The 22,892-nt window shown below is 64.7% G+C and carries 22 protein-coding genes; 6 read left to right on the top strand and 16 right to left on the bottom strand.

Annotation, left to right across the window (positions count from 1 at the left end):
* Positions 1-8: 8 nt before the first annotated feature.
* Together NDY25_RS20285 and surE are read right to left on the bottom strand one after the other, a co-directional pair.
* Positions 9-689 carry a protein-L-isoaspartate(D-aspartate) O-methyltransferase gene (locus tag NDY25_RS20285; protein WP_006453312.1) on the bottom strand — a complete coding sequence of 227 codons (681 nt, stop codon included), beginning with the start codon at positions 687-689 and terminating at the stop codon, positions 9-11.
* Positions 686-1,465 carry a 5'/3'-nucleotidase SurE gene (gene surE, locus NDY25_RS20280; RefSeq protein ID WP_168957866.1) on the bottom strand — a complete coding sequence of 260 codons (780 nt, stop codon included), beginning with the start codon at positions 1,463-1,465 and terminating at the stop codon, positions 686-688. The genes NDY25_RS20285 and surE overlap by 4 nt, the downstream gene beginning before the upstream one ends.
* Before the next feature lie 99 nt (positions 1,466-1,564).
* Between surE and NDY25_RS20275 the strand changes: the two genes are divergently transcribed.
* Positions 1,565-2,104: a Smr/MutS family protein gene (locus tag NDY25_RS20275; RefSeq protein ID WP_006453314.1), complete on the top strand. Its 540-nt coding sequence runs from the start codon at positions 1,565-1,567 to the stop codon at positions 2,102-2,104.
* A 124-nt stretch (positions 2,105-2,228) separates the two neighbouring features.
* Here the strand turns inward: NDY25_RS20275 and truD are convergent, their stop codons facing one another.
* The 9 genes from truD to NDY25_RS20230 all read right to left on the bottom strand — a co-directional run bounded on the left by truD (position 2,229) and on the right by NDY25_RS20230 (position 10,206).
* Positions 2,229-3,332 (bottom strand): tRNA pseudouridine(13) synthase TruD, encoded by a 1,104-nt coding sequence (gene truD, locus NDY25_RS20270; protein WP_168957867.1) that lies wholly within the window; start codon positions 3,330-3,332, stop codon positions 2,229-2,231.
* A gap of 234 nt (positions 3,333-3,566) precedes the next feature.
* Complete coding sequence (gene ispF, locus NDY25_RS20265; protein ID WP_168957868.1) at positions 3,567-4,058, bottom strand: 2-C-methyl-D-erythritol 2,4-cyclodiphosphate synthase; 492 nt, start codon at positions 4,056-4,058, stop codon at positions 3,567-3,569.
* Positions 4,059-4,205: 147 nt separating this feature from the next.
* The gene (gene ispD, locus NDY25_RS20260; protein ID WP_168957869.1) at positions 4,206-4,979 is read right to left on the bottom strand and encodes a 2-C-methyl-D-erythritol 4-phosphate cytidylyltransferase; all 774 of its coding nucleotides are present in this window, start codon (positions 4,977-4,979) and stop codon (positions 4,206-4,208) included.
* A complete protein-coding gene (ftsB, locus tag NDY25_RS20255) occupies positions 4,976-5,338 on the bottom strand; it encodes a cell division protein FtsB (RefSeq protein ID WP_168957870.1) in 363 nt (120 codons plus the stop codon). Before ftsB ends, ispD begins: the two co-directional genes overlap by 4 nt.
* 3 nt (positions 5,339-5,341) lie before the next feature.
* Positions 5,342-6,634 carry a phosphopyruvate hydratase gene (eno, locus tag NDY25_RS20250; protein ID WP_006453319.1) on the bottom strand — a complete coding sequence of 431 codons (1,293 nt, stop codon included), beginning with the start codon at positions 6,632-6,634 and terminating at the stop codon, positions 5,342-5,344.
* A gap of 125 nt (positions 6,635-6,759) precedes the next feature.
* Positions 6,760-7,002, bottom strand: coding sequence for a hypothetical protein (locus NDY25_RS20245; protein WP_168957923.1), 243 nt, complete (start codon positions 7,000-7,002; stop codon positions 6,760-6,762).
* Between the two features lie 116 nt (positions 7,003-7,118).
* Entirely contained in the window at positions 7,119-7,949 is an 831-nt protein-coding gene (kdsA, locus tag NDY25_RS20240) for a 3-deoxy-8-phosphooctulonate synthase (protein WP_168957871.1), read from the bottom strand.
* 160 nt (positions 7,950-8,109) lie between these two features.
* Positions 8,110-9,774 (bottom strand): CTP synthase, encoded by a 1,665-nt coding sequence (gene pyrG / locus NDY25_RS20235; protein WP_023903735.1) that lies wholly within the window; start codon positions 9,772-9,774, stop codon positions 8,110-8,112.
* A 189-nt stretch (positions 9,775-9,963) separates the two neighbouring features.
* The gene (locus NDY25_RS20230) at positions 9,964-10,206 is read right to left on the bottom strand and encodes a hypothetical protein (RefSeq protein ID WP_006453323.1); all 243 of its coding nucleotides are present in this window, start codon (positions 10,204-10,206) and stop codon (positions 9,964-9,966) included.
* A gap of 161 nt (positions 10,207-10,367) precedes the next feature.
* On the opposite strand from NDY25_RS20230, the gene parE reads away from it, so the two are divergent.
* Complete coding sequence (gene parE / locus NDY25_RS20225; protein WP_168957872.1) at positions 10,368-12,257, top strand: DNA topoisomerase IV subunit B; 1,890 nt, start codon at positions 10,368-10,370, stop codon at positions 12,255-12,257.
* Between the two features lie 484 nt (positions 12,258-12,741).
* A complete protein-coding gene (locus tag NDY25_RS20220; RefSeq protein WP_168957873.1) occupies positions 12,742-14,256 on the top strand; it encodes a S10 family peptidase in 1,515 nt (504 codons plus the stop codon).
* 258 nt (positions 14,257-14,514) lie between these two features.
* Here the strand turns inward: NDY25_RS20220 and NDY25_RS20215 are convergent, their stop codons facing one another.
* The 3 genes from NDY25_RS20215 to NDY25_RS20205 all read right to left on the bottom strand — a co-directional run bounded on the left by NDY25_RS20215 (position 14,515) and on the right by NDY25_RS20205 (position 17,162).
* A complete protein-coding gene (locus NDY25_RS20215) occupies positions 14,515-15,276 on the bottom strand; it encodes a YdcF family protein (protein ID WP_168957874.1) in 762 nt (253 codons plus the stop codon).
* A 122-nt stretch (positions 15,277-15,398) separates the two neighbouring features.
* Positions 15,399-16,526, bottom strand: a complete 1,128-nt coding sequence (locus NDY25_RS20210) for an inorganic phosphate transporter (RefSeq protein WP_168957875.1) — start codon at positions 16,524-16,526, stop codon at positions 15,399-15,401.
* A 9-nt stretch (positions 16,527-16,535) separates the two neighbouring features.
* Complete coding sequence (locus NDY25_RS20205; protein ID WP_006452783.1) at positions 16,536-17,162, bottom strand: DUF47 domain-containing protein; 627 nt, start codon at positions 17,160-17,162, stop codon at positions 16,536-16,538.
* Between the two features lie 274 nt (positions 17,163-17,436).
* Between NDY25_RS20205 and NDY25_RS20200 the strand changes: the two genes are divergently transcribed.
* Together NDY25_RS20200 and NDY25_RS20195 are read left to right on the top strand one after the other, a co-directional pair.
* Positions 17,437-18,777 (top strand): hemolysin family protein, encoded by a 1,341-nt coding sequence (locus NDY25_RS20200; RefSeq protein WP_168957876.1) that lies wholly within the window; start codon positions 17,437-17,439, stop codon positions 18,775-18,777.
* Entirely contained in the window at positions 18,761-19,432 is a 672-nt protein-coding gene (locus NDY25_RS20195) for an exopolysaccharide biosynthesis protein (RefSeq protein ID WP_055828691.1), read from the top strand. The genes NDY25_RS20200 and NDY25_RS20195 overlap by 17 nt, the downstream gene beginning before the upstream one ends.
* Before the next feature lie 35 nt (positions 19,433-19,467).
* On the opposite strand, the gene NDY25_RS20190 is transcribed toward NDY25_RS20195, so the two are convergent.
* A complete protein-coding gene (locus tag NDY25_RS20190) occupies positions 19,468-19,968 on the bottom strand; it encodes a pyridoxamine 5'-phosphate oxidase family protein (RefSeq protein WP_168957877.1) in 501 nt (166 codons plus the stop codon).
* A 60-nt stretch (positions 19,969-20,028) separates the two neighbouring features.
* Complete coding sequence (locus NDY25_RS20185; RefSeq protein ID WP_006452787.1) at positions 20,029-21,030, bottom strand: LLM class flavin-dependent oxidoreductase; 1,002 nt, start codon at positions 21,028-21,030, stop codon at positions 20,029-20,031.
* Between the two features lie 445 nt (positions 21,031-21,475).
* Here NDY25_RS20185 and NDY25_RS20180 point away from each other — a divergent pair, with 445 nt between their 5' ends.
* A complete protein-coding gene (locus NDY25_RS20180) occupies positions 21,476-22,888 on the top strand; it encodes an MFS transporter (RefSeq protein WP_168957878.1) in 1,413 nt (470 codons plus the stop codon).
* The last annotated feature ends 4 nt before the right edge of the window (positions 22,889-22,892 follow it).

The raw sequence follows: 22,892 nt of genomic DNA, 5'->3' as shown, positions 1-22,892 counted from the left end.
TCATGGATTCAATCCAGCATGCCCGACAACAGCGGGACGAACGTGACCGGCGCCAGAACCTGCTGTTCGATCGCGCCGTCGGCACCACGTGTGAGTTGCATCAGGGATTGCGAAGACGCGCCACCGACCGGGGCGACCAGACGCCCGCCGACCGCCAGTTGATCGACCAGCGCATCCACCAGCGCCGGGGCGGCAGCGGTGACCACGATGGCATCGTAGGGACCATGCTCGGGCCAACCGATGCGGCCGTCGTCGTGCTTGCTGCGCACGTTCATGCCCAGATGCCGGAAGCGCTTGCGCGCCTGCCGTAGCAGGTCGCCGATACGCTCGACGGTATAGACCTCCAGGCCCAGCGCGGCCAGGATCGCGCCCTGATAGCCGGAGCCGGTGCCCACTTCCAGCACCTTGGTCGGGCCGACCTGCAGCACCGCCTCGGTCATGCGCGCGACCACCCAGGGCTGCGAGATGGTCTGGCCGTGGCCGATCGGCAATGCGGTGTCTTCGTAAGCGCGCGAGGCCAGCGCTTCGTCGATGAACAGATGGCGCGGCACGGTACGCACCGCGTTGAGCGTGGCCTCGTCCTGGATGCCGGCCTCGCGCAGGCGCTCGACCAGCCGGTCGCGCACGCGTTGCGAGGTCATGCCGATCCCCACCGACTCAGGTTGCAGCAGACGCAGCCTCGGCGTCATGCCGGTGCGTCCAGTGCGGCAGTCAGGCCACCGACCCAGCCGGCCACGGTTTCCAGCGCCTGATAGCGGGTGAGGTCGACATGGATCGGGGTGATCGAGATATGCCCGGTGCGCACGGCGTGGAAATCGGTGCCGGCGCCGGCATCCTGCTCGGGACCGGCCGGGCCGATCCAGTACACGGTACGGCCGCGCGGATCGCGTTGCGGCACGCAGGGCTCGGAACGGTGGCGGTTGCCGAGCCGGGTGACTTCGAAACCGAGCACATCCGACCAGGCCAGATCCGGCACGTTGACGTTGAGGATGGTGTCGGCGGGCAAGGGATCGGATTTGAGGCGCGCCACGATCTCCACTGCGGCGCGCGCGGCGGTTTCATAGTGATGCGCTTCGTGGTGATGCGTCACCAGCGAGACCGCCACTGCGGGCAAGCCGAGAAAGCGGCCCTCCATCGCGGCAGACACGGTGCCCGAATAGATCACGTCGTCGCCGAGATTGGCCGAGTTGTTGATGCCGGAAACCACGATGTCCGGGTCGTAATCGAGCATGCCGGTCAGCGCCAGATGCACGCAGTCGGTCGGCGTGCCGGCCACCGCGCAGGTCTGCGCGTCGATGCGGCGGGTGCGGATCGGCACGTCCAGCGTCAGCGAATTGCTGGCGCCGGAGCGGTCGCGGTCGGGGGCGACCACCATCACTTCATGACCGGCATGGCGCAGCGCCTCGGCCAGAATCTGGATGCCGGGGGCGTCGACACCGTCGTCGTTGCTAACCAGTACGCGCATGGGACTCCTCGGAAAACCGGGTCATGATACCGGATGCGTCCCTCGCCTTCGCGCTTGATCTTCGCTTGCACCTGAGGTTGGGCACGTTACGCTGTGACCATGTCGCATCCTGAAGACGAAGACGACGGCGCGTTGTTCCGCGCAGCGATTGGCGCGGTCAAGCCGATTCGTGAAGTCGCCCCCCCGGCCAACGCCAAACCGCGCCCGAAGCCGCGCGCGCGCATGGCCGAGCGCGACGACGCCGAAGCGCACACCGAATTCGCACGTCTGCTGCGCGACAGCGCGCCGTTGGAGGCGGGCGACACCGCCAGTTATCGGCGCGAGAATCTTCCCACCCGCTTGTTTCAGCGGCTCAAGCGCGGCCAGTTCTCGATCCAGGACGAACTGGATCTGCATGGCGCCACCGCAGCGCAAGCCGAATCATTGTTGCGGCAGTTCCTGCTCGATGCGCATGCGCACGAACATGGCTGCGTGCGCATCATCCATGGCAAAGGGCTGCAGTCGGACAACGGCGCGCCGGTGCTGAAGAATCTGATGGACCGGCTGTTGCGCCAGCGCAACGATGTGCTGGCGTTTCATTCGGCGCCGGCCACGCAAGGTGGTACGGGGGCGTTGTTGGTGTTGTTGGCGCGGCGCTAGGGAAAGATGCGCTGGCGCATTGTTCGCTTTTATCGGTAACGCCCGTCGCGGCCAGGGCCGCTCCTACAACGCCTCGGCTCCGGCAACGTTTGTTTGCGCTGCGCCTCGCCGCACGACGCAAAACTCAAGTGTCGGAACGGACATTGGCCATGCCGCGCTCTGCGTCGGTCACCTCGCCCAGCTCCCACAGCACTGCGGTGGCGTAGCAGCCCGGCGGCAGTGCGAATTCGACCTGCAGGGTCTGCGCATCCAGCCAGCGGTAGTCCAATCCTTGCGGGCGCAGACGCAAGGCGCGGCGCTCCTGCTTCAAGCCAGCGGCTTCCAGACCGATCCGCAGCGCCTCGGATTGCGGATCGGACAACACGCCCTGCTCCACTGCTGCAGCCTGGTCGGTCGAGCGCAGCTCACCCACGCCCCATAACGGGCCACTGGGGTGGATATCGAAACGCGCCAGCCGCTCGGCCAGCACATCGCTCCACGGCTCGGGGCCGAACACGCTGCGTGAGCCATCCAGCATCCAGGCCTCGCCCTCCAGCGCGGCGTCCCAACTGCCCTGCTCCACGCGTGCAGTGAGCACGCGATTGAACAGTGCCGAGCGCGCCGCCGACAGCAATATCGAACGTTGATCGTTGCGCAGACGCCGCTTCGGTGCCGGCACCAACGCACCGGCGGCATCCTGCATGTAGCCGAACATCGCCAACGCCGATGCCACGTTGCCGCCGTCGCGACCAAAGCGTTGTTCGCCGAACCAGTTGGGAATGCCGCGTGCAGCGATCGCCTGCAAGCGTTGCTCGATCGCGTCGCGTTCGCCCTGCACCTGGCGCAGCGTCAACACGAAGCGATTGCCGTGCAGCGCGCCGCGTTGCAGCTTACGGTTGTGCCAGGTGCTATCGACCACCTGCATTTCGTCGTCGTCCAGCGCGGCGATGTCCGGCGCGATACGTTTTGGCAGATGCACGCTGAAACGCTGCGTGGTCACCGCATGGCGATCCTTCAAGCCGGCGTAGCTGACGCCCATTTCCGCAATGCCCGCCCACAGCGCAAGTTTCTTGGCGATATACGCGGTGTTCTGGCCACGTTTGCGCACGCTGAGCAACAGGTGCTCGCCTTCGCCGGAGGCTTCGAATGCAGGCAGCTCATCGACCTGAAAATCTTCGGGCGTGCTGCGCATTGCTGCGCCAAGAACCGCAGCGCCATGCGCGCGCGGCAGAACAGAGGTGTCGCTCATGCTGTGGTTGACCTTCGCGCCGACGTGTCGTGCGCTGTGTGCCGAGTGCCTCGGCGCGGTGGTGTCGCATTGCAACGTCGAGGCGAGCCCGGCGTGCGTGCTAAAAACCTGGCCGGCAGGCGTCAGGTGAGTATGGACGGCACGCTCGGAACCGCAGGGTACCCGTGCTACATACTGTACAGAGCACCTGCCGCGCCTGCCTGACGATGAGCGCAGTGGTTTTGTTGGTCGCTGTTAGGCGGCGATCCTGCCGAGCAACACCGCCGCCTGCGCAGCAATGCCTTCGCTGCGACCGGTGAAACCGAGTTGTTCGCTGGTGGTGGCCTTGACGCTGACCGCATCGAGCTCGATCGCAAGCAGCCCGGCGATGCGTTCGCGCATTGCCAGCGCATGCGGGCCGATCTTGGGGCGCTCGCAGACCACGGTGATGTCGGCATTGCCCACGCGCCAGCCACGCTCGCGCAGCAAGTGATCGCAGTGCTGCAGGAACTGCGCGCTGTCGGCGTCCTTCCAGCGCGCGTCGGACGGCGGGAAATGCTGGCCGATATCGCCCAGCGCCAGCGCGCCCAGCATCGCATCGCATAGCGCGTGCAGCACCACGTCGCCATCGCTGTGCGCGAGCACGCCATGGCTGTGCGCCACGCGCACCCCGCCCAGCATCACGTGGTCGCCCGCACCGAACGCATGCACGTCGTAGCCCTGACCGATTCGAACATTGAAAGACATGGAAAATCCGTGGTGAGTGAGAGTGCCCAGCAACAGGGAGCAAGCTGTCGTTTAGGTCGGCATGGACGTTGCAAAGTAGACCGCAGTGTACGAGTGGCCTACACTGCCGGTTCCGCAAACCGGCCTCGCAATCGTTCGACAGCCGCTCTAAAGCGTATTGACGTCGTGATTGGCACCGGCAAACACCGCATCGTTGCGTGTGGCCACTAATTCGGCATCCACCGCCACGCCGCGACGTGCCAGTTCGAATTCGAAGCGTGCCAGGTCAACCGGCGTGGTCACCTTGAAGTTGTCCTCGGCACCTTCCACCAACAACGGACGCAATCCCAACCGTTCCATCGCCATCGCCTCGTCGGTCACGTCGACACCAGCGGCCGATGCTTCGGTAAGGCCACGGATCAGTTGATGGCGGCGAAACAGCTGTGGGGTAAGCGCGCGCCACAGACGCTCGCGCGGCTCGGTGGCATCGATGCCGCCATCGTCGCCGGCCCGCTTGAGGGTATCGCGCACCGGTGCGGCCAGGATCGCGCCAACCGGATCACCGCGACCGATTTCCAGCAAGCGCTCCAGATCGGCCAGCGCCAGATTGGGACGTGCGGCATCGTGCACCAGCACAAAGTCATCGGCGCGCACGCTCTCGGGCAGGGCCAGCAATCCGGCCAGTACCGATGCCGCACGGGTCACGCCGCCCACGCAGGTCAACACCGGCTTGGACTGCACCGCCGTCCAACCCGGCCAGTCGGCATCGTCAGGCGCGATCGCCACGACAATTCCGGCCACCACCGGATGCGCTGCCAGTGCCGCCAGCGTGTAAGCCATCAAAGGCTGACCAGCAGCATGCAGATATTGTTTGGGGACCTGCCCGCCAAAGCGCGTGCCGCGCCCGGCGGCCGGCACGATCGCCCAGATCGAACCGGTCATGGCTGTTCCGCCGGAGCGGTTGCGGCGGGCGCCTCGGGTTCGGTCGACGGCGCGGCCACTGCGGGCGGCAGCGGCGGCGCATCCTCGACCACGCGATAGAACGTCTCGCCTGGCTTGATCATGCCCAGCTCGCTGCGCGCGCGCTCCTCGATTGCCGCCTCGCCGTCTTTCAAATCCTTCACCTCTGCTGCCAACGCCTGGTTGCGTTGGCGCAGACCTTCGTTGTCCTGTGTCTGATGCGCGACCTGGGCTTCCAGCATCATGACTTCGCCGGAATTCCCAGACCCGAACCAGAAGCGGTACTGCAGCCAAGCCAGCAGCACCGCCAGCACCAGCAGTAGCCAGCGCCAGTTGCGCACGGCTTATCGCTTGATCGAAACGAACGCGTCGCGACCGGCATAGCGTGCGCCGGAGCCCAACGCCTGCTCGATGCGCAGCAACTGGTTGTACTTGGCGACGCGATCGCTGCGGCACAGCGAGCCGGTCTTGATCTGCGTGGCGGTGGTGGCCACGGCGATGTCGGCGATGGTGGTGTCTTCGGTTTCGCCCGAGCGGTGCGAGACGATCGAGGCGTAGTTGGCCGCATGCGCCATCGCGATGGCTTCCAGCGTCTCGGTCAGCGTGCCGATCTGGTTGACCTTGATCAAGATCGCATTGGCGGTGCCCGAGTCGATGCCCTGCTTGAAGATCTTCGGATTGGTGACGAACAGATCGTCGCCGACCAGCTGCACCTTCTTGCCGACGCGGTCGGTGAGCAGTTTCCAGCCGGCCCAGTCGTCTTCGGCCAGGCCGTCTTCGATGCTGATGATCGGGTACTGCGCGACCCAGTCGGCCAGGAAGTCGACGAACTGCTCGCTGGTCAGGCGCTTGTTCTCGCCGACCAGGTTGTACTTGCCGTTGTCGTAGAACTCGCTGGAGGCCACGTCCAGGCCCAGCAGGATGTCTTCGCCAGCGGTGTAGCCAGCCTTGCCGATCGCTTCGAGAATGGTGTCCAGCGCTTCGACGTTGCTGCGGAAGTCCGGCGCAAAGCCGCCTTCATCGCCCACTGCCGTGCTCAGGCCATGGCCCTTGAGCACCGACTTGAGCGCGTGGAAGATTTCGGTACCGGCACGCAGCGCTTCGGAGAACGAGCTGCAGCCGACCGGCAGCACCATGAACTCCTGGAAATCGACGTTGTTGTCGGCGTGTGCGCCGCCGTTGATGATGTTCATCATCGGCACCGGCAGCGATACATCGGATTCGGTGATGGTGGACAGGTACTGCCACAACGGCTGCTTGCGCGAGGCGGCCACGGCATGCGCGGCGGCCAGCGACACACCCAGCAACGCGTTGGCGCCCAGGCGGCCCTTGTTCTCGGTGCCGTCCAGGTCGATCAGGCGACGGTCCAAGCCCTGCTGGTCGGCCGCATCGAAGCCCTTCAGCGTCTCGGCGATGGTGCCGTTGACGTTCTGCACCGCGTGCAGCACGCCCTTGCCCAGGTAGCGGGTCTTGTCGCCATCGCGCAGTTCCACCGCTTCCTTGGTGCCCGTCGAGGCGCCCGAGGGCACGGCGGCGCGGCCGAACGAGCCGTCTTCCAGCGTGACTTCGGCCTCCAGCGTGGGATTGCCGCGGGAGTCGAGGATTTCGCGGGCGAGGATCTTGGCGATAGTGGTCATAGGAACGATCGGTTACCAGTAAGGGGGGAAGTACACCGGAAACAAGCTGCGGGATTATCGCCGCACACCGGCACATTGCCAAATCGCATGCAGCCGCCGCACGCGACAGGCCGGCGAACATGCCGCTAGGCCATCAAGCCCAGCAGCGGTAAACCAGACAGCAGCAGCAAGACCGACAGCAACACCAGCGCAACGATCGCTGCGCCGGATTGGCGAGCCAGCCGCAACGCCAGCGGGCCGGCGATCAGGCAACTTGCGATCGCTACCGCGGCCAGCAGCAGCGTGACCAGCATCGGCACCCGCGTGGCCCGCATGGCATGGTCGCCGTCGCCCGGCATGCCCATGCTGGCAGCGACCAGCACCGTCATCGCGGCCATGCACGCCCACGCGGTGATCGATGCGACCAGCGCGATCCAGCCCCAAGGCCAGTGGCGCCACTGCCGACGCTGGCGGCGCGACGCGGCCAGCGCCCAGGGATCGGAACTCATGCGAAGCGCGCGAACCCGTGCTTCTTGGTGACGGCATCCAGTTCCATCAGGGTTTCGAGCAGTTCCTCCATGCGGTCCAGCGGCCACGCGTTGGGGCCATCGGACAGCGCCTTGGACGGATCCGGATGGGTTTCGGCAAACAGCCCGGAGATACCCACCGCCACCGCAGCGCGCGCCAGCACCGGCACGAACTCGCGCTGACCACCGGAACTGCTGCCCTGCCCGCCCGGCAACTGCACCGAATGGGTGGCATCAAAGACGACCGGGCAGCCGGTGTCGCGCATGACGCTCAGCGAGCGCATGTCGCTGACCAGATTGTTGTAGCCGAACGAGGCGCCCCGCTCGCAGACCATGATCTGCTCGTTGCCGGTCGACTTGGCCTTGTCGACCACCGGCTTCATGTCCCACGGCGCCAGGAACTGGCCCTTCTTGATGTTGACCGGCTTGCCGGCGGCGCAGACGTTCTTGATGAAGTCGGTCTGGCGCACCAGGAAAGCCGGGGTCTGCAGCACGTCGACGACGGCGGCGACCTCGTTCATCGGGGTGTATTCGTGCACGTCGGTCAGCACCGGCACGCCGATCTGCTGCTTCACCGCAGCCAGCACCTTCAGGCCCTCTTCCAGGCCAGGGCCGCGGAAGCTGGTGCCAGAGGTGCGATTGGCCTTGTCGAAGCTCGACTTGAAGATGAAGTTGATCCCCAGCCTGCCGGTGATCTCCTTGAGTTTGCCGGCCACGTCGAGCTGCAGCTGCATCGACTCGATCACGCAGGGGCCGGCGATCAGGAACAACGGCTGATCCAGGCCAACGTCGAAGTCACACAGTTTCATCAGGTCACCTTGTTGATTGAAGCCCCTCTCCCACCGGGAGAGGGATTGGGGTGAGGGTATGGTTGGCGCGTATGTAGTTGAAGAATTGGGTGCATGAGGCTTCGCCCGTACCCTCATCCGGCGCTTCGCGCCACCTTCTCCCGATGGGAGAAGGGACAGCTCACGCACGCGCTTCCTTCAACAACTTGCCACCCGCCTTCTTCTCGCGCGCGGCGCGCACGAAGCCGATGAACAGCGGGTGCCCGTCGCGCGGTGTCGAGAGGAATTCCGGGTGCGCCTGGCAGGCCAGGAACCACGGGTGCGTCTCGCGCGGCAGCTCCACCATTTCCACCAGCGTGTCGTCCATCGACTTGCCGGAAATCACCAGGCCGGCGTCTTCCAGCTGGGTGCGGTAGCGGTTGTTGAACTCGTAGCGATGACGATGCCGCTCTGCCACCACATCCTTGCCGTACACCTCGCGCGCCAGCGTGCCCGGCTTCAGCCGCTGCTCCTGCAGACCCAGCCGCATGGTGCCGCCCAGATCGGACTTCTCGTCGCGCTTTTCGACTTCGCCGGTGGCGGTGCGCCACTCGGTGATCAGGCCGATCACCGGATGCGGCGACTGGCGATCGTTCTCGGTGCTGTTGGCCGCATCCAGATTGGCGACATGGCGGGCATAGTCCACCACCGCCGCCTGCATGCCGTAGCAGATACCGAAGTACGGCACCTTGTGCTCACGCGCGTACTTGGAGGTCTGCACCTTGCCTTCGAAGCCGCGATCGCCGAAACCGCCCGGCACCAGAATGCCGTCGATGTCCTGCAACGCGGCCATGTCACTGCCTTCCAGGTCCTGCGCTTCCAGCCACTTCAGATTGACCTTGGTGCGCTGGCGCAGGCCACCGTGCCGCAATGCTTCGGCCACCGACTTGTAGGCGTCCTGGTGATCGACGTACTTGCCGACCACCGCAATGGTGACTTCGTCCAGCGGATGCTTGACCGCATCCACCACCGCAGCCCATTCGGACAGATCGGCCGCGGCGACCTTGTCGCGCAGCTTGAACTGATCGATCACCAACTCGTCCAGGCCCTGGCGGCGCAGTTCCAGCGGCATGCCGTACAGCACATCGATATCCGGGCAGCTGATCACCGCGCGCTCGGAGACGTTGGTGAACAACGCGATCTTGCGACGTTCCGAATCCGGCACCGCCTGTTCGGAGCGGCACAGCAGCACGTCCGGCTGGATGCCGATCGAGCGCAGTTCCTTGACCGAATGCTGGGTCGGCTTGGTCTTCAACTCACCGGCAGCAGCGATGTACGGCACCAGGGTGAGATGCATGAACATGGCCTTTTCGGCGCCGCGCTCGGTGCGCACCTGGCGGATCGCTTCCAGGAACGGCAGCGACTCGATGTCGCCCACGGTGCCGCCGATCTCGATCAATGCGACATCGAAACCTGCGGTGGCCTCGTCGATGCAACGACGGATCTCATCGGTGATATGCGGAATCACCTGCACGGTGGCGCCCAGATAATCGCCGCGGCGCTCCTTGCGGATCACGTTCTCGTAGATCCGGCCGGTGGTGACGGAGTTCTTGCGCGAAAGACGCGTGCGCACGTAGCGCTCGTAGTGGCCCAGATCCAGATCGGTCTCGGCACCGTCGTCGGTGACGTAGACCTCGCCGTGCTGGAACGGGCTCATCGTGCCCGGGTCCACATTGATGTACGGGTCCAGCTTCATCATCGTGACCTTCAGGCCACGCGCTTCAAGAATGGACGCAAGCGAAGCAGCCGCAATGCCCTTACCCAACGAGGACACTACGCCGCCTGTAACAAAAATCAGGGGGGTCATGGGGCTTGAAGCCTCCCGGAAAGCCATAGTTTAGCGGGTGACGGACGAATGCCCAAGGGTTGCGTAACGCCGCTGCGATCACGCAGTGACAAACGCGCGCCGCGTGGGCCGCAAATGCAGACGCCCCGACCTAGGCCGGGGCGTCTGTGAGCAGATGACCGATATGAAGCCTGCCGATGCGCAGCGCGATCAGCGCGCCGGCTTCTTTTCTTCCTCTTCCTCGGGCAGCGCGGCATCGGCCTTGGGCTTCTGCGCGGCAGCGGCGGCACGGCGCTCTGCCTTGCGCTCGGCTTCGGTCTTGGCCTTGGCGTCGTCGGCCTTCTGCGCGGCAGCGCCCTGACCGGTCTGCTGCGGAGCGGCCTGGGCCATGGCAGGAAGCGCCGCCACTGCGGCCGCACCCAGGGTGAGCATCAGAATGTGCTTGAACTTCATGGTGTCCTCCGGTTTCGGTGACATCCTCAGGTGGGGACGTTTGGTTCCGAATCCAACGCCAGGGTATCCAGCCGCACCCCGCCCTGCACTGAACGCCTGTCGCGTGCAAAAAAACGGTTCTGCCCCCACACTTGCGCGTCGTTTCACGTGCCAAGAGATGCATGAACACCCGTTATAACGCCGCCGATATTGAAGTGCTGTCGGGCCTGGACCCGGTCAAACGCCGTCCTGGCATGTACACCGACACTGCGCGCCCGAACCATCTGGCGCAGGAAGTGATCGACAACTCGGTCGACGAGGCGCTGGCCGGTCACGCCAAGCAGGTCGAAGTGACCTTGTTCAAGGATGGCAGCTGCGAGGTCTCCGACGACGGCCGCGGCATGCCGGTGGACATGCACCCGGAGGAGAAGATTCCCGGTGTGGAGTTGATCCTGACCCGGCTGCACGCCGGCGGCAAATTCAACAATCGCAACTACACCTTCTCCGGCGGCCTGCACGGCGTGGGTGTTAGCGTGGTCAATGCGCTGTCGACCAAGGTCGAGCTGTTCATCAAGCGCGAAGGCAGCGAGCACCGCATGGAGTTCCGCGACGGCATCGCCGCCTCCAAGCTGGAAGTAGTCGGCACCGTCGGCAAGAAGAACACCGGCACGCGGCTGCGCTTCTGGGCCGACCCGAAGTACTTCGACACGCCCAAGTTCAACGTGCGCGCGCTGCGCCATCTGCTACGCGCCAAGGCGGTGCTGTGCCCCGGGCTGACCGTCAAACTGCATGACGAAGCGACCGGCGAGCAGGACAGCTGGTACTTCGAAAATGGCCTGCGCGATTATCTGAAAGGCGAAATGGCCGAGCACGAGTTGCTGCCGGCCGACCTGTTCGCAGGCAGCCTGAAGAAAGACACCGAGATCGTCGACTGGGCCGCGGCCTGGGTGCCGGAAGGCGAGCTCGTACAGGAAAGCTACGTCAACCTGATTCCGACCGCGCAGCACGGCACCCACGTCAACGGCCTGCGTTCGGGCCTGACCGATGCGTTGCGCGAGTTCTGCGATTTCCGCAACCTGCTGCCGCGCGGGGTCAAGCTGGCGCCGGAAGATGTGTGGGACCGGGTCACCTTCGTGCTCAGCCTGAAGATGACCGACCCGCAATTCTCCGGGCAGACCAAGGAGCGTCTGTCCTCGCGCCAGGCCGCCGGTTTCATCGAAGGCGCCGCGCACGATGCCTTCAGCCTGTATCTCAATCAGAACGTGGAGATCGGCGAGAAGATCGCGCAGATCGCCATCGATCGCGCCAGTGCGCGGTTGAAGACCGAAAAGCAGATCGTCCGCAAGAAGGTCACCCAGGGCCCCGCCCTGCCCGGCAAGCTGGCCGATTGCATCAGCCAGGACCTGTCGCGTACCGAGTTGTTCCTGGTCGAAGGCGATTCGGCCGGCGGCTCGGCCAAGCAGGCGCGCGACAAGGATTTTCAGGCGATCCTGCCGCTGCGCGGCAAGATCCTCAACACCTGGGAAGTGGCCTCGGGCAGCGTGCTGGCCTCCGAAGAAGTGCACAACCTGGCGATCGCGATCGGCTGCGACCCGGGCAAGGACGACATCAGCGGGCTGCGCTACGGCAAGGTCACCATCCTGGCCGACGCCGACTCCGATGGTTTGCATATCGCGACCTTGTTGACTGCGCTGTTTCTCAGGCATTTCCCGGCATTGGTGGCGGCTGGACACGTATTCGTGGCAATGCCGCCGCTGTTCCGTGTGGACGTGGGCAAGCAGGTGTTCTATGCGCTGGACGAAGAAGAAAAGACCACGCTGCTGGACAAGATCGCGCGCGAAAAGATCAAGGGCCAGGTCAGCGTCACCCGCTTCAAAGGCCTGGGCGAAATGAATCCGCAGCAGCTGCGCGAATCGACCATTCACCCCGACACGCGCCGGCTGGTGCAGCTGACCATCGACGATGGCGAACAGACCCGTTCGTTGATGGATATGTTGCTGGCGAAGAAGCGCGCTGGCGATCGCAAGCAGTGGCTTGAGAGCAAGGGCGATCTGGCTTCGCTGGAAGTTTAAAAACCCGGAAGCTTTGAAAGCCCCTCTCCTGCGGGGCGAGAAGGCACGGCTTGCGCGCCACTGGCGCGCGTGCCTTGGAGCGCCCGCGCCGCAAGCGCGGGCCGGGGCGCGAAGCGGGGGTTGGGGTGAGGTACGGGCGAAGCCTCGTGCAATTGAACATTGCGAGAGCTTCGGCCGTACCCTCACGGGCAAAGCCTCGTGCAATTGAACATTGCGAGAGCTTCGCCCGTACCCTCATCCGCCCCTGCGGGGCACCTTCTCCCGATGGGAGAAGGGGGTGCTATCGATTTTCTTTGAGGTCGATGCTTATTTCAGCGGACTGCGCAAACCTCACCCCTTGAGTCAGACGGCTGCCTGCTGCGGCACATACTGCTGCAGGCCAGGCAAGCCACATCGGTCAACGCGACACACATGCCTTTGTGCACATCCACCGAGCGCTGCCGGGGCCTAGCATCGTCGCTCCCCTGTTCGAACCTCGATCGCCATGCCCTCTTTTCTCCATGCCGGCCTGCTGGCCTGTGTCCTGCTCAGCGGGACGGCGCTGGCCGCTGCGCCAGATAAAAACGATAGCAAAAGCGACGCCAAAAGCGATGCAAAACCCGACGCAGCGGCATCCAAGCCTGCGCCGTTGCCGGCCGATGCCAGCGTGCGTCAGAGCACGCGCGTGGCCGGCCGGACGCTGAGTTACACCGCCACCGTCGGCACGCTGCCGGTACGCGACGCGCAAGGCAAGACCACCGGCGAGGTGGTATTCACTGCCTACACCGTGGATGGCAAGGACCGGCCAGTCACGTTCGCATTGAACGGCGGGCCCGGCGCGTCGTCGGTATATCTGAACATGGGCGCGATCGGGCCGAAGGTGGTGGGTTTCGGCGCCGAAGGCGATAGCGCCTCGGCACCGGCGGCATTGCGCGACAACCCCGGCACCTGGCTGGACTTCACCGATCTGGTGTTCATCGACCCGGTCGGCACTGGCTTCAGCCGCTCCCTGATCGGCGACGATGAGGCCAAGAAGCAGTTCTACAACCCGCAGGCCGACGTGGAATACCTCTCGCGCGTGGTCTACGACTGGCTGCTCAAGAACCGTCGCCTGCAGGCACGCAAGTATCTGGTCGGCGAAAGCTATGGCGGTTTCCGTGGCCCGCGCATCACCCATTACCTGCAGACCCGGCTGGGCGTGGCGATGAACGGTGTGGTGCTGGTGTCGCCGTATCTCAATCCGACCCTGGACGACAACAGCGATGTGTCGCCACTGGCATGGATGATGACACTGCCCTCGATCGCCGCCGCGCACCTGGAGCGCCAGGGCAAGCTCAGCGACAGCGCCATGCGCGAGGTGATCGATTACACCCGCAGCGACTACGCAGTGGCGCTAATGAAAGGACGCACCGACCCGCAGGCCAGCGAGGCGATGCTGCAGCAGGTCACGCGCATGACCGGGCTGGATCAGGCCTATGTGCGGCGCTCCGGCGGACGCCTGGAAACGCAGGCGTATCTGCGCGAGGTGTTTCGCGACAAGGGCGAACTGGGTAGCCGTTACGACTCCAACGTGACCGCGTTCGACCCGTTCCCGAACGATCCGGAGCAACGCGCCAACGACCCGTTGCTGGACAGCATCATCGCGCCGACCACCACCGCGATGGTGGACTTCGTCACCCGCGTGGTCGGCTGGAAGGTCGACGCGCGTTATCAGGCGCTCAATTACGACGTCAACAAGCTGTGGGACTGGAACGACGAACTGCGCAAGGGCGCGGTAACGCAACTGCGTCAGTCGGTGGCGATCGACCCGAAACTGCGCGTATTGATCGCGCACGGCTGGAACGATCTCTCCTGCCCGTTCATGGGCTCGGTGCTGACGGTGGATCAGATGCCGGCGATGGGCAACGACCCGAAACGTGTGCAGGTGCGCGAGTATCCGGGCGGCCACATGTTCTACAACCGCGCCGACAGCCAGACCGCATTCCGCAACGACGTCAAGGCGATGTACGAAACACGTTGAGCGCAGGCATCGCCAGCCGCACACGCGGCTGGCGATGCTGCAGGCCGGTTGCAGCAAGCGAATGCGCAGCAGTCGCAAAACCACCGTGCTGAGCCGTTACTTTTCCCGGCCGCCGCGCGTGCGTTGCTCCCGTCGAGCTCTCCACCGCACCAAGCAATGTTGGAAATAAATCAGCCGCGCACACCAGGACGCACGCCGGCTTTTACGAATCCCGAATCCCGAATCCCGAACCCCGAATCCCGAATCCCCACTCCCAGCTCACAACTCCCCAGGCAGCGTGGCCTTCACATTACAGCCCAACCACTCGTAGACCCGGTAGCGCGCGATGCCCAGATACTCGTGCAAGGCGACATCGGCCACGGTGAAGTTGTAGCTCTGCGGCAACCAGGCCCAGGAGGCGGTCAACCAGTCCGAGCGCACTGGCGTGGCCTCGATGCCGAAGTGACGGAAATACAATTCGGCGCGGCGCAGGTGCGTGGCCGAGGACACCAGCACGACCCGATCGGCACGGTACTTGCGCAGCAACGGCTGGCTGAACTGCGCGTTCTGCCAGGTGTTCATGCTGGAGGGCTCCATGATCAGATCGGCCTGATCGATGCCTATCCCGATCAGCACCTTTCGATACACCACCGCTTCGGATAGGCCCAGCCCGCGCGCGTCGCCGCCGCTGATCTCGATCTTGCAGTCGCCGCCATGCGCGCGGCATTGCCGATACAGCCGCGCCGACTCGACGATGCGGCCGTAAGCAAACATGTTCGCTTCGGCGGTGGCATCCCGGCCATCGGGCCGCACCGTGCCCGCACCCAGCAACACGATCATGTTGCGCGCGCGCCAGTCGTTGAAATCGTTGACGCCGGTCTGCTGCAAGCCGTGCAGCATCCAGCTCGACAAGGGACCGCAGCCGATCAGCAGCAGCAACGCCAACGTAGCCGCCGCCAGCGCGCGGGCGCTGCGCCGCCAGCGCCGGCGGCCGATCAGCCAGGACAGCAGGAACAACACGCACACCAGCGCAAGCATCATCGGCGCGTTTTCCTCAGGCAGAACGCGTTAGAACATCGTGTCGAGCGGGATGACCTGCAACAGGACCACCCGCAATCAGCGCCGTATCGTCGCCGACCGAGGTGACCAGGCTACGACAGCGCTCAGGTCCAGCCAAACCATTCGAAGCAACGCAGGATCAGATACGCAACGCCGCCGGCGGCCGGGATGGTCAAAATCCAGGCCCAGACGATGCGCTCGATCACGCCCAGCCGCAGCGAGCGTGGATTCTTGGCAAAGCCCACACCCATGATCGCGGTGGAAATGCTGTGCGTGGTCGATACCGGCATGCCGAAATGCGCGGCCACGGTGAGCACGGTCGCCGAGCTGGTTTCTGCGGCAAAGCCGTGGATGGGGTGCAGCTTGACCATCTTGTGGCCGAGCGTCTTGATGATCTTCCAGCCGCCCGAGGCGGTGCCGGCGGCCATCACCACCGCGCAGGTCAGCACGATCCACATCGGGATGCCGTCGCCGGCTCCAATGCCGGTCCCCGGATGCAGGAAGCTCAGCCAGCCCGGCAGATCGTCCAGTGCACCGGCCGACTGCGCGCCGATCAGGGTCATGGCGATGATGCCCATGGTCTTCTGCGCGTCGTTGTGGCCGTGCGCATACCCCATGTAGGCGGCCGAGGCGATCTGCGCCTTGCCGAAAAAGGCGTTGACCCAGCGCGGACGCGCCAGCCGGCCGATCGGCCCGCCGAGCTTGGCCATGCCGGCGATGATCGCCCACAGCAGCAACATCACTACGATGCCGAGCAGGAAGCCGGCGATCGGCGAGGTGATCATCGGCACGAACACCTTCCACAACAGGCCCTTGTTCTTGGCCCAGTTGCCGATGTTCTCCGACCAGATCAGCGCGTCCCAGTTGTTGTGCGCCGCAGCCAGGCCGGCGCCGCACAGGCCACCGATCAAGGCGTGCGAGGACGACGACGGCAGGCCCTTCCACCAGGTGATCAGGTTCCAGATGATGCCGCCCAGCAGCGCGCACAAAATCACCTGCGGGGTGACCTCGACCACGTTGGTGTTGAGCAGGCCGGAGGCAATCGTCAGCGCCACGGCGGTGCCGGTGAGCGCGCCGATGAGGTTCATGCCGGCGGCCAGCATGACCGCCCAACCCGGCGACAACACCTTGGTGGCGACCACGGTAGCGATGGAGTTGGCGGTGTCGTGGAAGCCGTTGATGAATTCGAATACCAACGCCGCCAGGATCACCACCAGAACTAGGGTAAGCACGCGGCGACCTCAGCTGTTCTTCAGCACGATCTGGTACACCACCACGCCTGCCTCGCGGCAACGGTCGATGGCCTTTTCCAGAATCTCGAAGAATTCCTTGAGCAGGAACATCTGCAGCGTGTCCAGGCGGCCGGAATAGATGTCGCGATACAGCTCGAGCATCAGCCGGTCGGCTTCGTTTTCCAGCATGCGCAGCTTGTCGTTGAGCGCGGTCATGCGATCGATGTTCATCTGCGGCAGGTCGGTCACCATCTCCACCACCACCGCAGCGGCCTGTTCCAGCATCGCCGCGCGCGGCGCGAAGTCGATGTGCTCCAGATGCTTGGTGGCCAGCGAATAGCGGTCGGCGAATTTCTCGACCTGCTTGGGGATCTTGTATAGCGCCGAACCCAGCGCTTCGATGTCCTCGCGCTCGATCGGGGTCATGAAGCTGTCCACCAGCGCCTGGCCGATCTTGTCCGAGGCGGCGCGTTCGCGCAGGCGGGCCAGCTTGAAGGCGTCCAGCGCGGGTTGGCGGTCGGACGTGCGCATCATGGCGTGCAAGGCCTTGGTGCTGTCGTAGGCGGCCTGCGCCGCTTCGTTCAGAAGCGCATAGAACTGCTTGCCGGAACCGAAGATGGTCTGCAACGAGAACATGGGTGAAGAACTTCCTGCCGTCGAGGGAGAGACGGACGCCGAGGGCGAATTATGACCGTTCCGTGACGTGTCTGGATATCTCGGTGCCTGAGGCGGCCTTCACATGCGCATTTCCCGGCTCGAACCACCCTGCGGTTTGCTAACATGCTCGCGCGCCTTCGGGTGCACCCTATGGAAGACGACCCCCTACCCTCCCGTTGCCGCCCCGCCCTCGTGCGCGCCGGCCAACCTAGTGCTCGCCCGCCCTCCCCTTCACTGACCGGGGAAGACGCCCGTGGTTGAGTTTCTGATCGTTATCGCGCTGATTTTGTTGAACGGCTTCTTCGCCATGTCGGAGATGTCGCTGATGACCTCGCGCAAGAGCCGCCTGAAGCAGATGGCCGGCTCCAGCAAGCGCGCCGCGCGGGCCCTGGCATTGGCCGAAAGCCCGGAAAACTTTCTGTCCACGGTGCAGATCGGCATCACCTCGATCGGCATCCTGACCGGCCTGTTCGGCGGTGAAGCGATCGGCGAGGCGATCGGCGAGCGGCTGCAGCAGGCCTTCCCTGCGCTGTCGGCTACTTTCTCGCTGGTTGGCGAGCCCAAGCCGTATTCGGCGGTGATCGGCAGCACGCTGGCGGTGGCCTTGATCACCTTCCTGACGCTGATCTTCGGCGAACTGGTCCCGAAACGGCTGGCGCTGCGCAATTCCGAAGACATTGCCGGCGTGGTGGCGGTGCCGATGGCGTGGCTGGCCAAGATTGCCGCACCCGGCGTGTGGGTGCTGGCGCGCTCGACCCGGTTGGTGCTGCGCATGCTGGGCATGGGCAAGGACGAATCGGCATCGGTGACCGAAGAAGAGATCCGTATGCTGGTGGCCGAAAGCCACGAGGCCGGCGTGATCGACGCGCACGAGCGCGACATGATGAACCGGGTGATGCGGCTGGGCGACCGCACCGCTGACAGCCTGATGACCCCGCGCAACCGCATCGCCTGGCTGGATGCCAACGCCGATGCGGAACGCAATCTGCAGGTGATGCGCGAGCACGAGTTCTCGCGTTACCCGGTGTATCGCAGCAGCGACCAGGACATCGCCGGCGTACTTGAAGTCAAATCGCTGGTCACGCGCATGGGCGGGCACGGCGAGAACCTGTTCCAGGCGCTGCGCGACACCTTGTTCGTGTCCGAATCCACGCATGCGATGAAGCTGCTGGAGATCTTCCGCGAAGAACAGCAGTCGATGGCGCTGGTGGTCGACGAATACGGCGAAATCCGCGGTCTGGTGACCATCAGCGACTTGATGGGCGCAGTGGTCGGCCGCCTGCAGGCGGTGGAAAACACCGACGAAGACGCGCTGGTGATCACGCGCGCCGACGGTTCGTTACTGATCGACGGCTCGCTGCCGGTGGAAGAACTGCGCGAAGTGCTGGGCGCCGAATTGCCCGAAGCCGACGAAGGCGATTACCACACGCTCGCGGGTCTGTGCATCTATTACTTCGGGCGTATTCCGCAGGCCGGCGAATTCTTCGATTGGGCCGGCTGGCGTATCGAGATTGTGGATCTGGATGGGGCGCGCGTGGACAAGCTGTTGCTGAGCCGCATCGGCGATGAGGACAGCGATGACATCGTCGGATAACGGCGCGCCGCCATCCGAAGATTCCGGCGGCGAACACATGCGGTATCGCAATGAAGGCATCCGCAGCTTGCTGGCGGCCTTCAGCGAGGGCGACCCGAATCATGTGTTGCGTGTACGCGAGATTCTGGCCGACCTGCAACAGAGCGCGTTCGGCGTGTTTCTGTTTCTGGCGATCCTGCCCTCTTTCATCCCGATTCCCGGCGTGGCCGGTGGCATCAGCGGGCCGCTGACGGTCCTGATCGGCGTGCAGATGATGTGCTGCCTGCGCAAGCCGTGGGTGCCGCGTTTCATCGGCGATCGTGGGCCGCGCCGCAGTACCAGCCAGCGTTTCGTTGCGCGGCTTGCACCGACGTTGCAGCGCCTGGATCGGCTGCTCAAGCCGCGTTTGCACGGCATGCTGGATCGTATTCCGGCGCAGGTGTTCACCGGCTTGCTGCTGGTGCTGGTCGGCATCTTGCTGACGCTGCCGATCCCATTTACCAACTACATTTTCGGCCTGATCCTGCTGTTGTTCGCGCTGGCCCTGCTGGAGCGCGATGGCGCCTTGCTGCTGGTGGGCTGGGCGGCGGCGCTGGTGTCGGTGGCGGTGTTCGGGGTCACTTCCGACCAGCTGCTGGATCTGGTGCGCGATTGGTGGCCGGTCGCCTGGCGCTGATGCGCGAGACGATCGGCACACCCGATCGGTCGCCGTTACTTCAGATCGACCACACGGTTGTCTGACAGGCTGCCCGTGTCGTCGGTGACTGCCGTCATCACGAAGTACAGCGCCTTGCCCAGCAGCCCGCTCGGGCCATCCCAGTATTCGGCCGATTCGGCACGCACGTGGATCAGACGCAGGTTGGGGTCGTCCTTGCCGCCCGGAAAAAACACCTTCATCGCCGGCGACCAGAGTTCATCGATCTTGGCGCGGTCATTGACCACGCGCGCGGTACCCGCGACCGACACATAGCTGTTCTTCGACGCCGAGGCGTACGCCACATTGACGCGCGGATCGGCGGCAATCTCTGTCACCTTCGGGCTATCGGCAGCGGTGGCGAACCACAGATCGCCATCGAATTCGACTTCCTGCGTGCCCAACGGCCGGCTCACCAACTTGCCGTCGGCCGAGACGGTGGTGAACATCGCGATGTCCACGCCGCGGATCAATTCCGCCAACTGCCTGATGCTCTCGCTGCGTTCCTGAAGGTGCATGCTGGTCTTCCCAATGAATGTGCACGCATCTGAGCGGATCGCCGCGCAAAGCGACGTGAATCACGCAGTGGTCACGTCCAGTTCGCGGCAGGCGATGGCGGCGATTTCGAACGAGCGCAGACGCGCGGCATGGTCGTAGATGTTGGCGGTGAACAACAGCTCGTCCGGTGTGTGGCGATCGATGAACTCGGCCACGCCCTGCGCGATCTGCTCGGCATCGCCCAGCACCGTGCAGGCCAACGCGCGCTCCACACCGGCACGTTCGTGCGGCTGCCAGAAGCTGTCGATATCGTCGATCGGCGCGGGAATCTTGCCCGGCTTGCCGCGACGCAGGTTCACGAAACTCTGTTGCTGGGTAGTGAACAGGCGACGCGCCTGCGCCTCGGTCTCGGCGGCCACCACGTTCAAGGCCAGCATCACGTGCGGCTTGGCCAACTGTGCGGACGGGCGGAACTCGCGGCGGTAGATCGCCACGGCTTCGTCCATCGCATCGGGCGCGAAGTGCGAGGCGAACGCGAACGACAGGCCCATCGCTGCCGCCAGGCGTGCACTGAACAGGCTGGAACCCAGCAGCCACACCGGCACGTCCAGACCGGCGCCCGGCACTGCCTGCACCAGCTGCCCCGGTACGGCCGGTGCGAAGTAGCGCAGCAGCTCGGCCACGTCCTGCGGGAAATGATCGGCACTGTCAAAATAGCGGCGCAACGCGCGCGCGGTGGGCTGGTCGGTACCGGGCGCGCGGCCCAGGCCCAGGTCGATGCGCTGCGGATACAACGACGCCAGCGTGCCGAACTGTTCGGCCACCTGCAGCGGCGCATGGTTGGGCAGCATGATGCCGCCGGCGCCGACGCGGATGGTCTTGGTGCCACCGGCCACATGACCGATCAGCACCGCAGTGGCCGCGCTGGCGATGCCCGGCATGTTGTGGTGCTCGGCCAGCCAATAACGCTGATAGCCCCAGCGCTCGGCGTGCTGGGCCAGATCGAGCATGTTGGCGAAAGCGTGGGTGGTGTCGCTGCCTTCGCAGACCGGCGCCAGGTCGAGCACGGAAATGGGCGTCATCGGATGACTCCGGGGAATGAATGATGTGCAAGAGATGGGGCTGGCCGGCAGGCATTGCTACCCGCTCAGGTGGCGCTGAGGGGATTACAGCATTCCAGTGGTCGAACAGCGGGGATGGTTATGGAGGCGTTACTCCCTTCTCCCCGTCGGGAGAAGGTGCACCGCAGGGGCGGATGAGGGTACGTGCGAAGCTTGGTGTGCTCAACTATTGCTAGGGCCTCGCCCCCGCTCCGCGCCCTGGCCCGCGCTTGCGGCGCGGGCGCTCCAAGACACGCGCGCCAGTGGCGCGCAAGTCGTGCCTTCTCGCCCCGCAGGAGAGAGGCTTTTAGAGGGGCTTTTAGATGCCTGTGGCTGCTGGTGCGCGAATGCGTTGAGCGCGTCGCGAAGCACAGGTGCTGACCGATCAGAGGGCTGGCTATGATGGATGCCGAACTGACCGCGCTGCATGACAATGGCTTTGACCGCTCCGCTTGACCCTGCTTCCGGCGCTGCGCAGATCGCGGCGCGCATCGATCGGCTGCCGGCCAGTGCCACGCTGTGGCGGCTGGTTGGCTTGCTCGCGCTGGGCGGATTTTTCGAGTTGTACGATCTGTTTCAGACCGCGTACATCAGCCCCGGGCTGATCCGCGATGGCATTTTCGCCAGCGGTGCGGATGGTGTGTTCGGTGTGTCCGACCAGGCCGCGTTTGCGGCAGCGACCTTTCTGGGGCTGTTTGTCGGCGCCGCATTGCTGAGTCCGTTTGCCGATCGTTTTGGGCGCAGGCTGGTCTTTACGTTCGCATTGATCTGGTACACCGCTGCCACTGTGGCGATGGGCCTGCAAAGCACTGCCATCGGCGTCATCGTGCTGCGCTTTGTGGTGGGGATCGGGTTAGGCATCGAGCTGGTCACTATCGACACCTACCTGTCCGAATTGGTGCCGCGGCATATGCGTAGCGCCGCATTTGCGTTTGCGTTCTTCGTGCAGTTTCTGGCCGTGCCGGCAGTGGCGCTGACCGCCTGGCTGCTGGTGCCGTATGCACCGCTGGGGGTGAGCGGCTGGCGTTGGGTGGTGTTGCTGAGTGGCGTGTTTGCGCTGGCGATCTGGTGGCTGCGCAGCCGTTTGCCGGAATCGGCACGTTGGTTGGCGGCGCAAGGACGCCATGCCGAAGCGGACGCGGTGCTGATCCAACTGGAGGCGCGCTGCGAACGCGATCTGGGCGCGCCATTGGCGATGCCGCAGCAGGGGGCGGTGCCGTTGGCACACAGCGATACGCAGGCATCGCTGTTATGGCGAGCGCCCTATCGCGGGCGCATCGGCATGCTGGTGGTGTTCCATATCTTTCAGGCGATCGGCTTCTTCGGTTTCGGCAATTGGCTGCCGGCACTGATCTCGGCGCAAGGCACCGGCGTGACCAAGAGCCTGGGCTATTCCTTTGCGATCTCGCTGGCCTACCCGTTGGCGCCGCTGCTGTTGTTGCGCTTTGCGCAGCGCTGGGAAAACAAGTGGCAGATCACCGCATCGGCGTTGGGCGCGGTGCTGTTTGGGGTGCTGTTTTCGCAGCAGCACCAGGCGATCGGCATGGTGGTGTGCGGGGCGATGATCGCGTTCTGCAATGCCTGGATGAGCTTCGCTTATCACGGCTACCAGGCCGAGCTGTTCCCCACCGGATTGCGCGCGCGTGCAGTAGGGTTCTGTTATTCCTTCAGCCGTCTTTCCACCGCCGCGAGCAGCGTGCTGATCGGTTGGCTGCTTGCCCAGGTCGGCAGCCATGGCGTGCTGGCGTTTATCGTCATCAGCATGTCGGTCGTGGCGAGCGTGATTGCGCTGTTCGGGCCGCGTACGCGCAATCGTGCACTGGAAGAAATTGCCGGTTGATCCC

This window comes from Xanthomonas hortorum pv. pelargonii (assembly GCF_024499015.1).
In the GTDB taxonomy this organism is placed as follows: Bacteria; Pseudomonadota; Gammaproteobacteria; order Xanthomonadales; family Xanthomonadaceae; genus Xanthomonas; species Xanthomonas hortorum_B.
The sequence above is the reverse complement of the archived record's forward strand: the minus strand, read 5'-3'. Positions and strand labels throughout refer to the sequence as shown.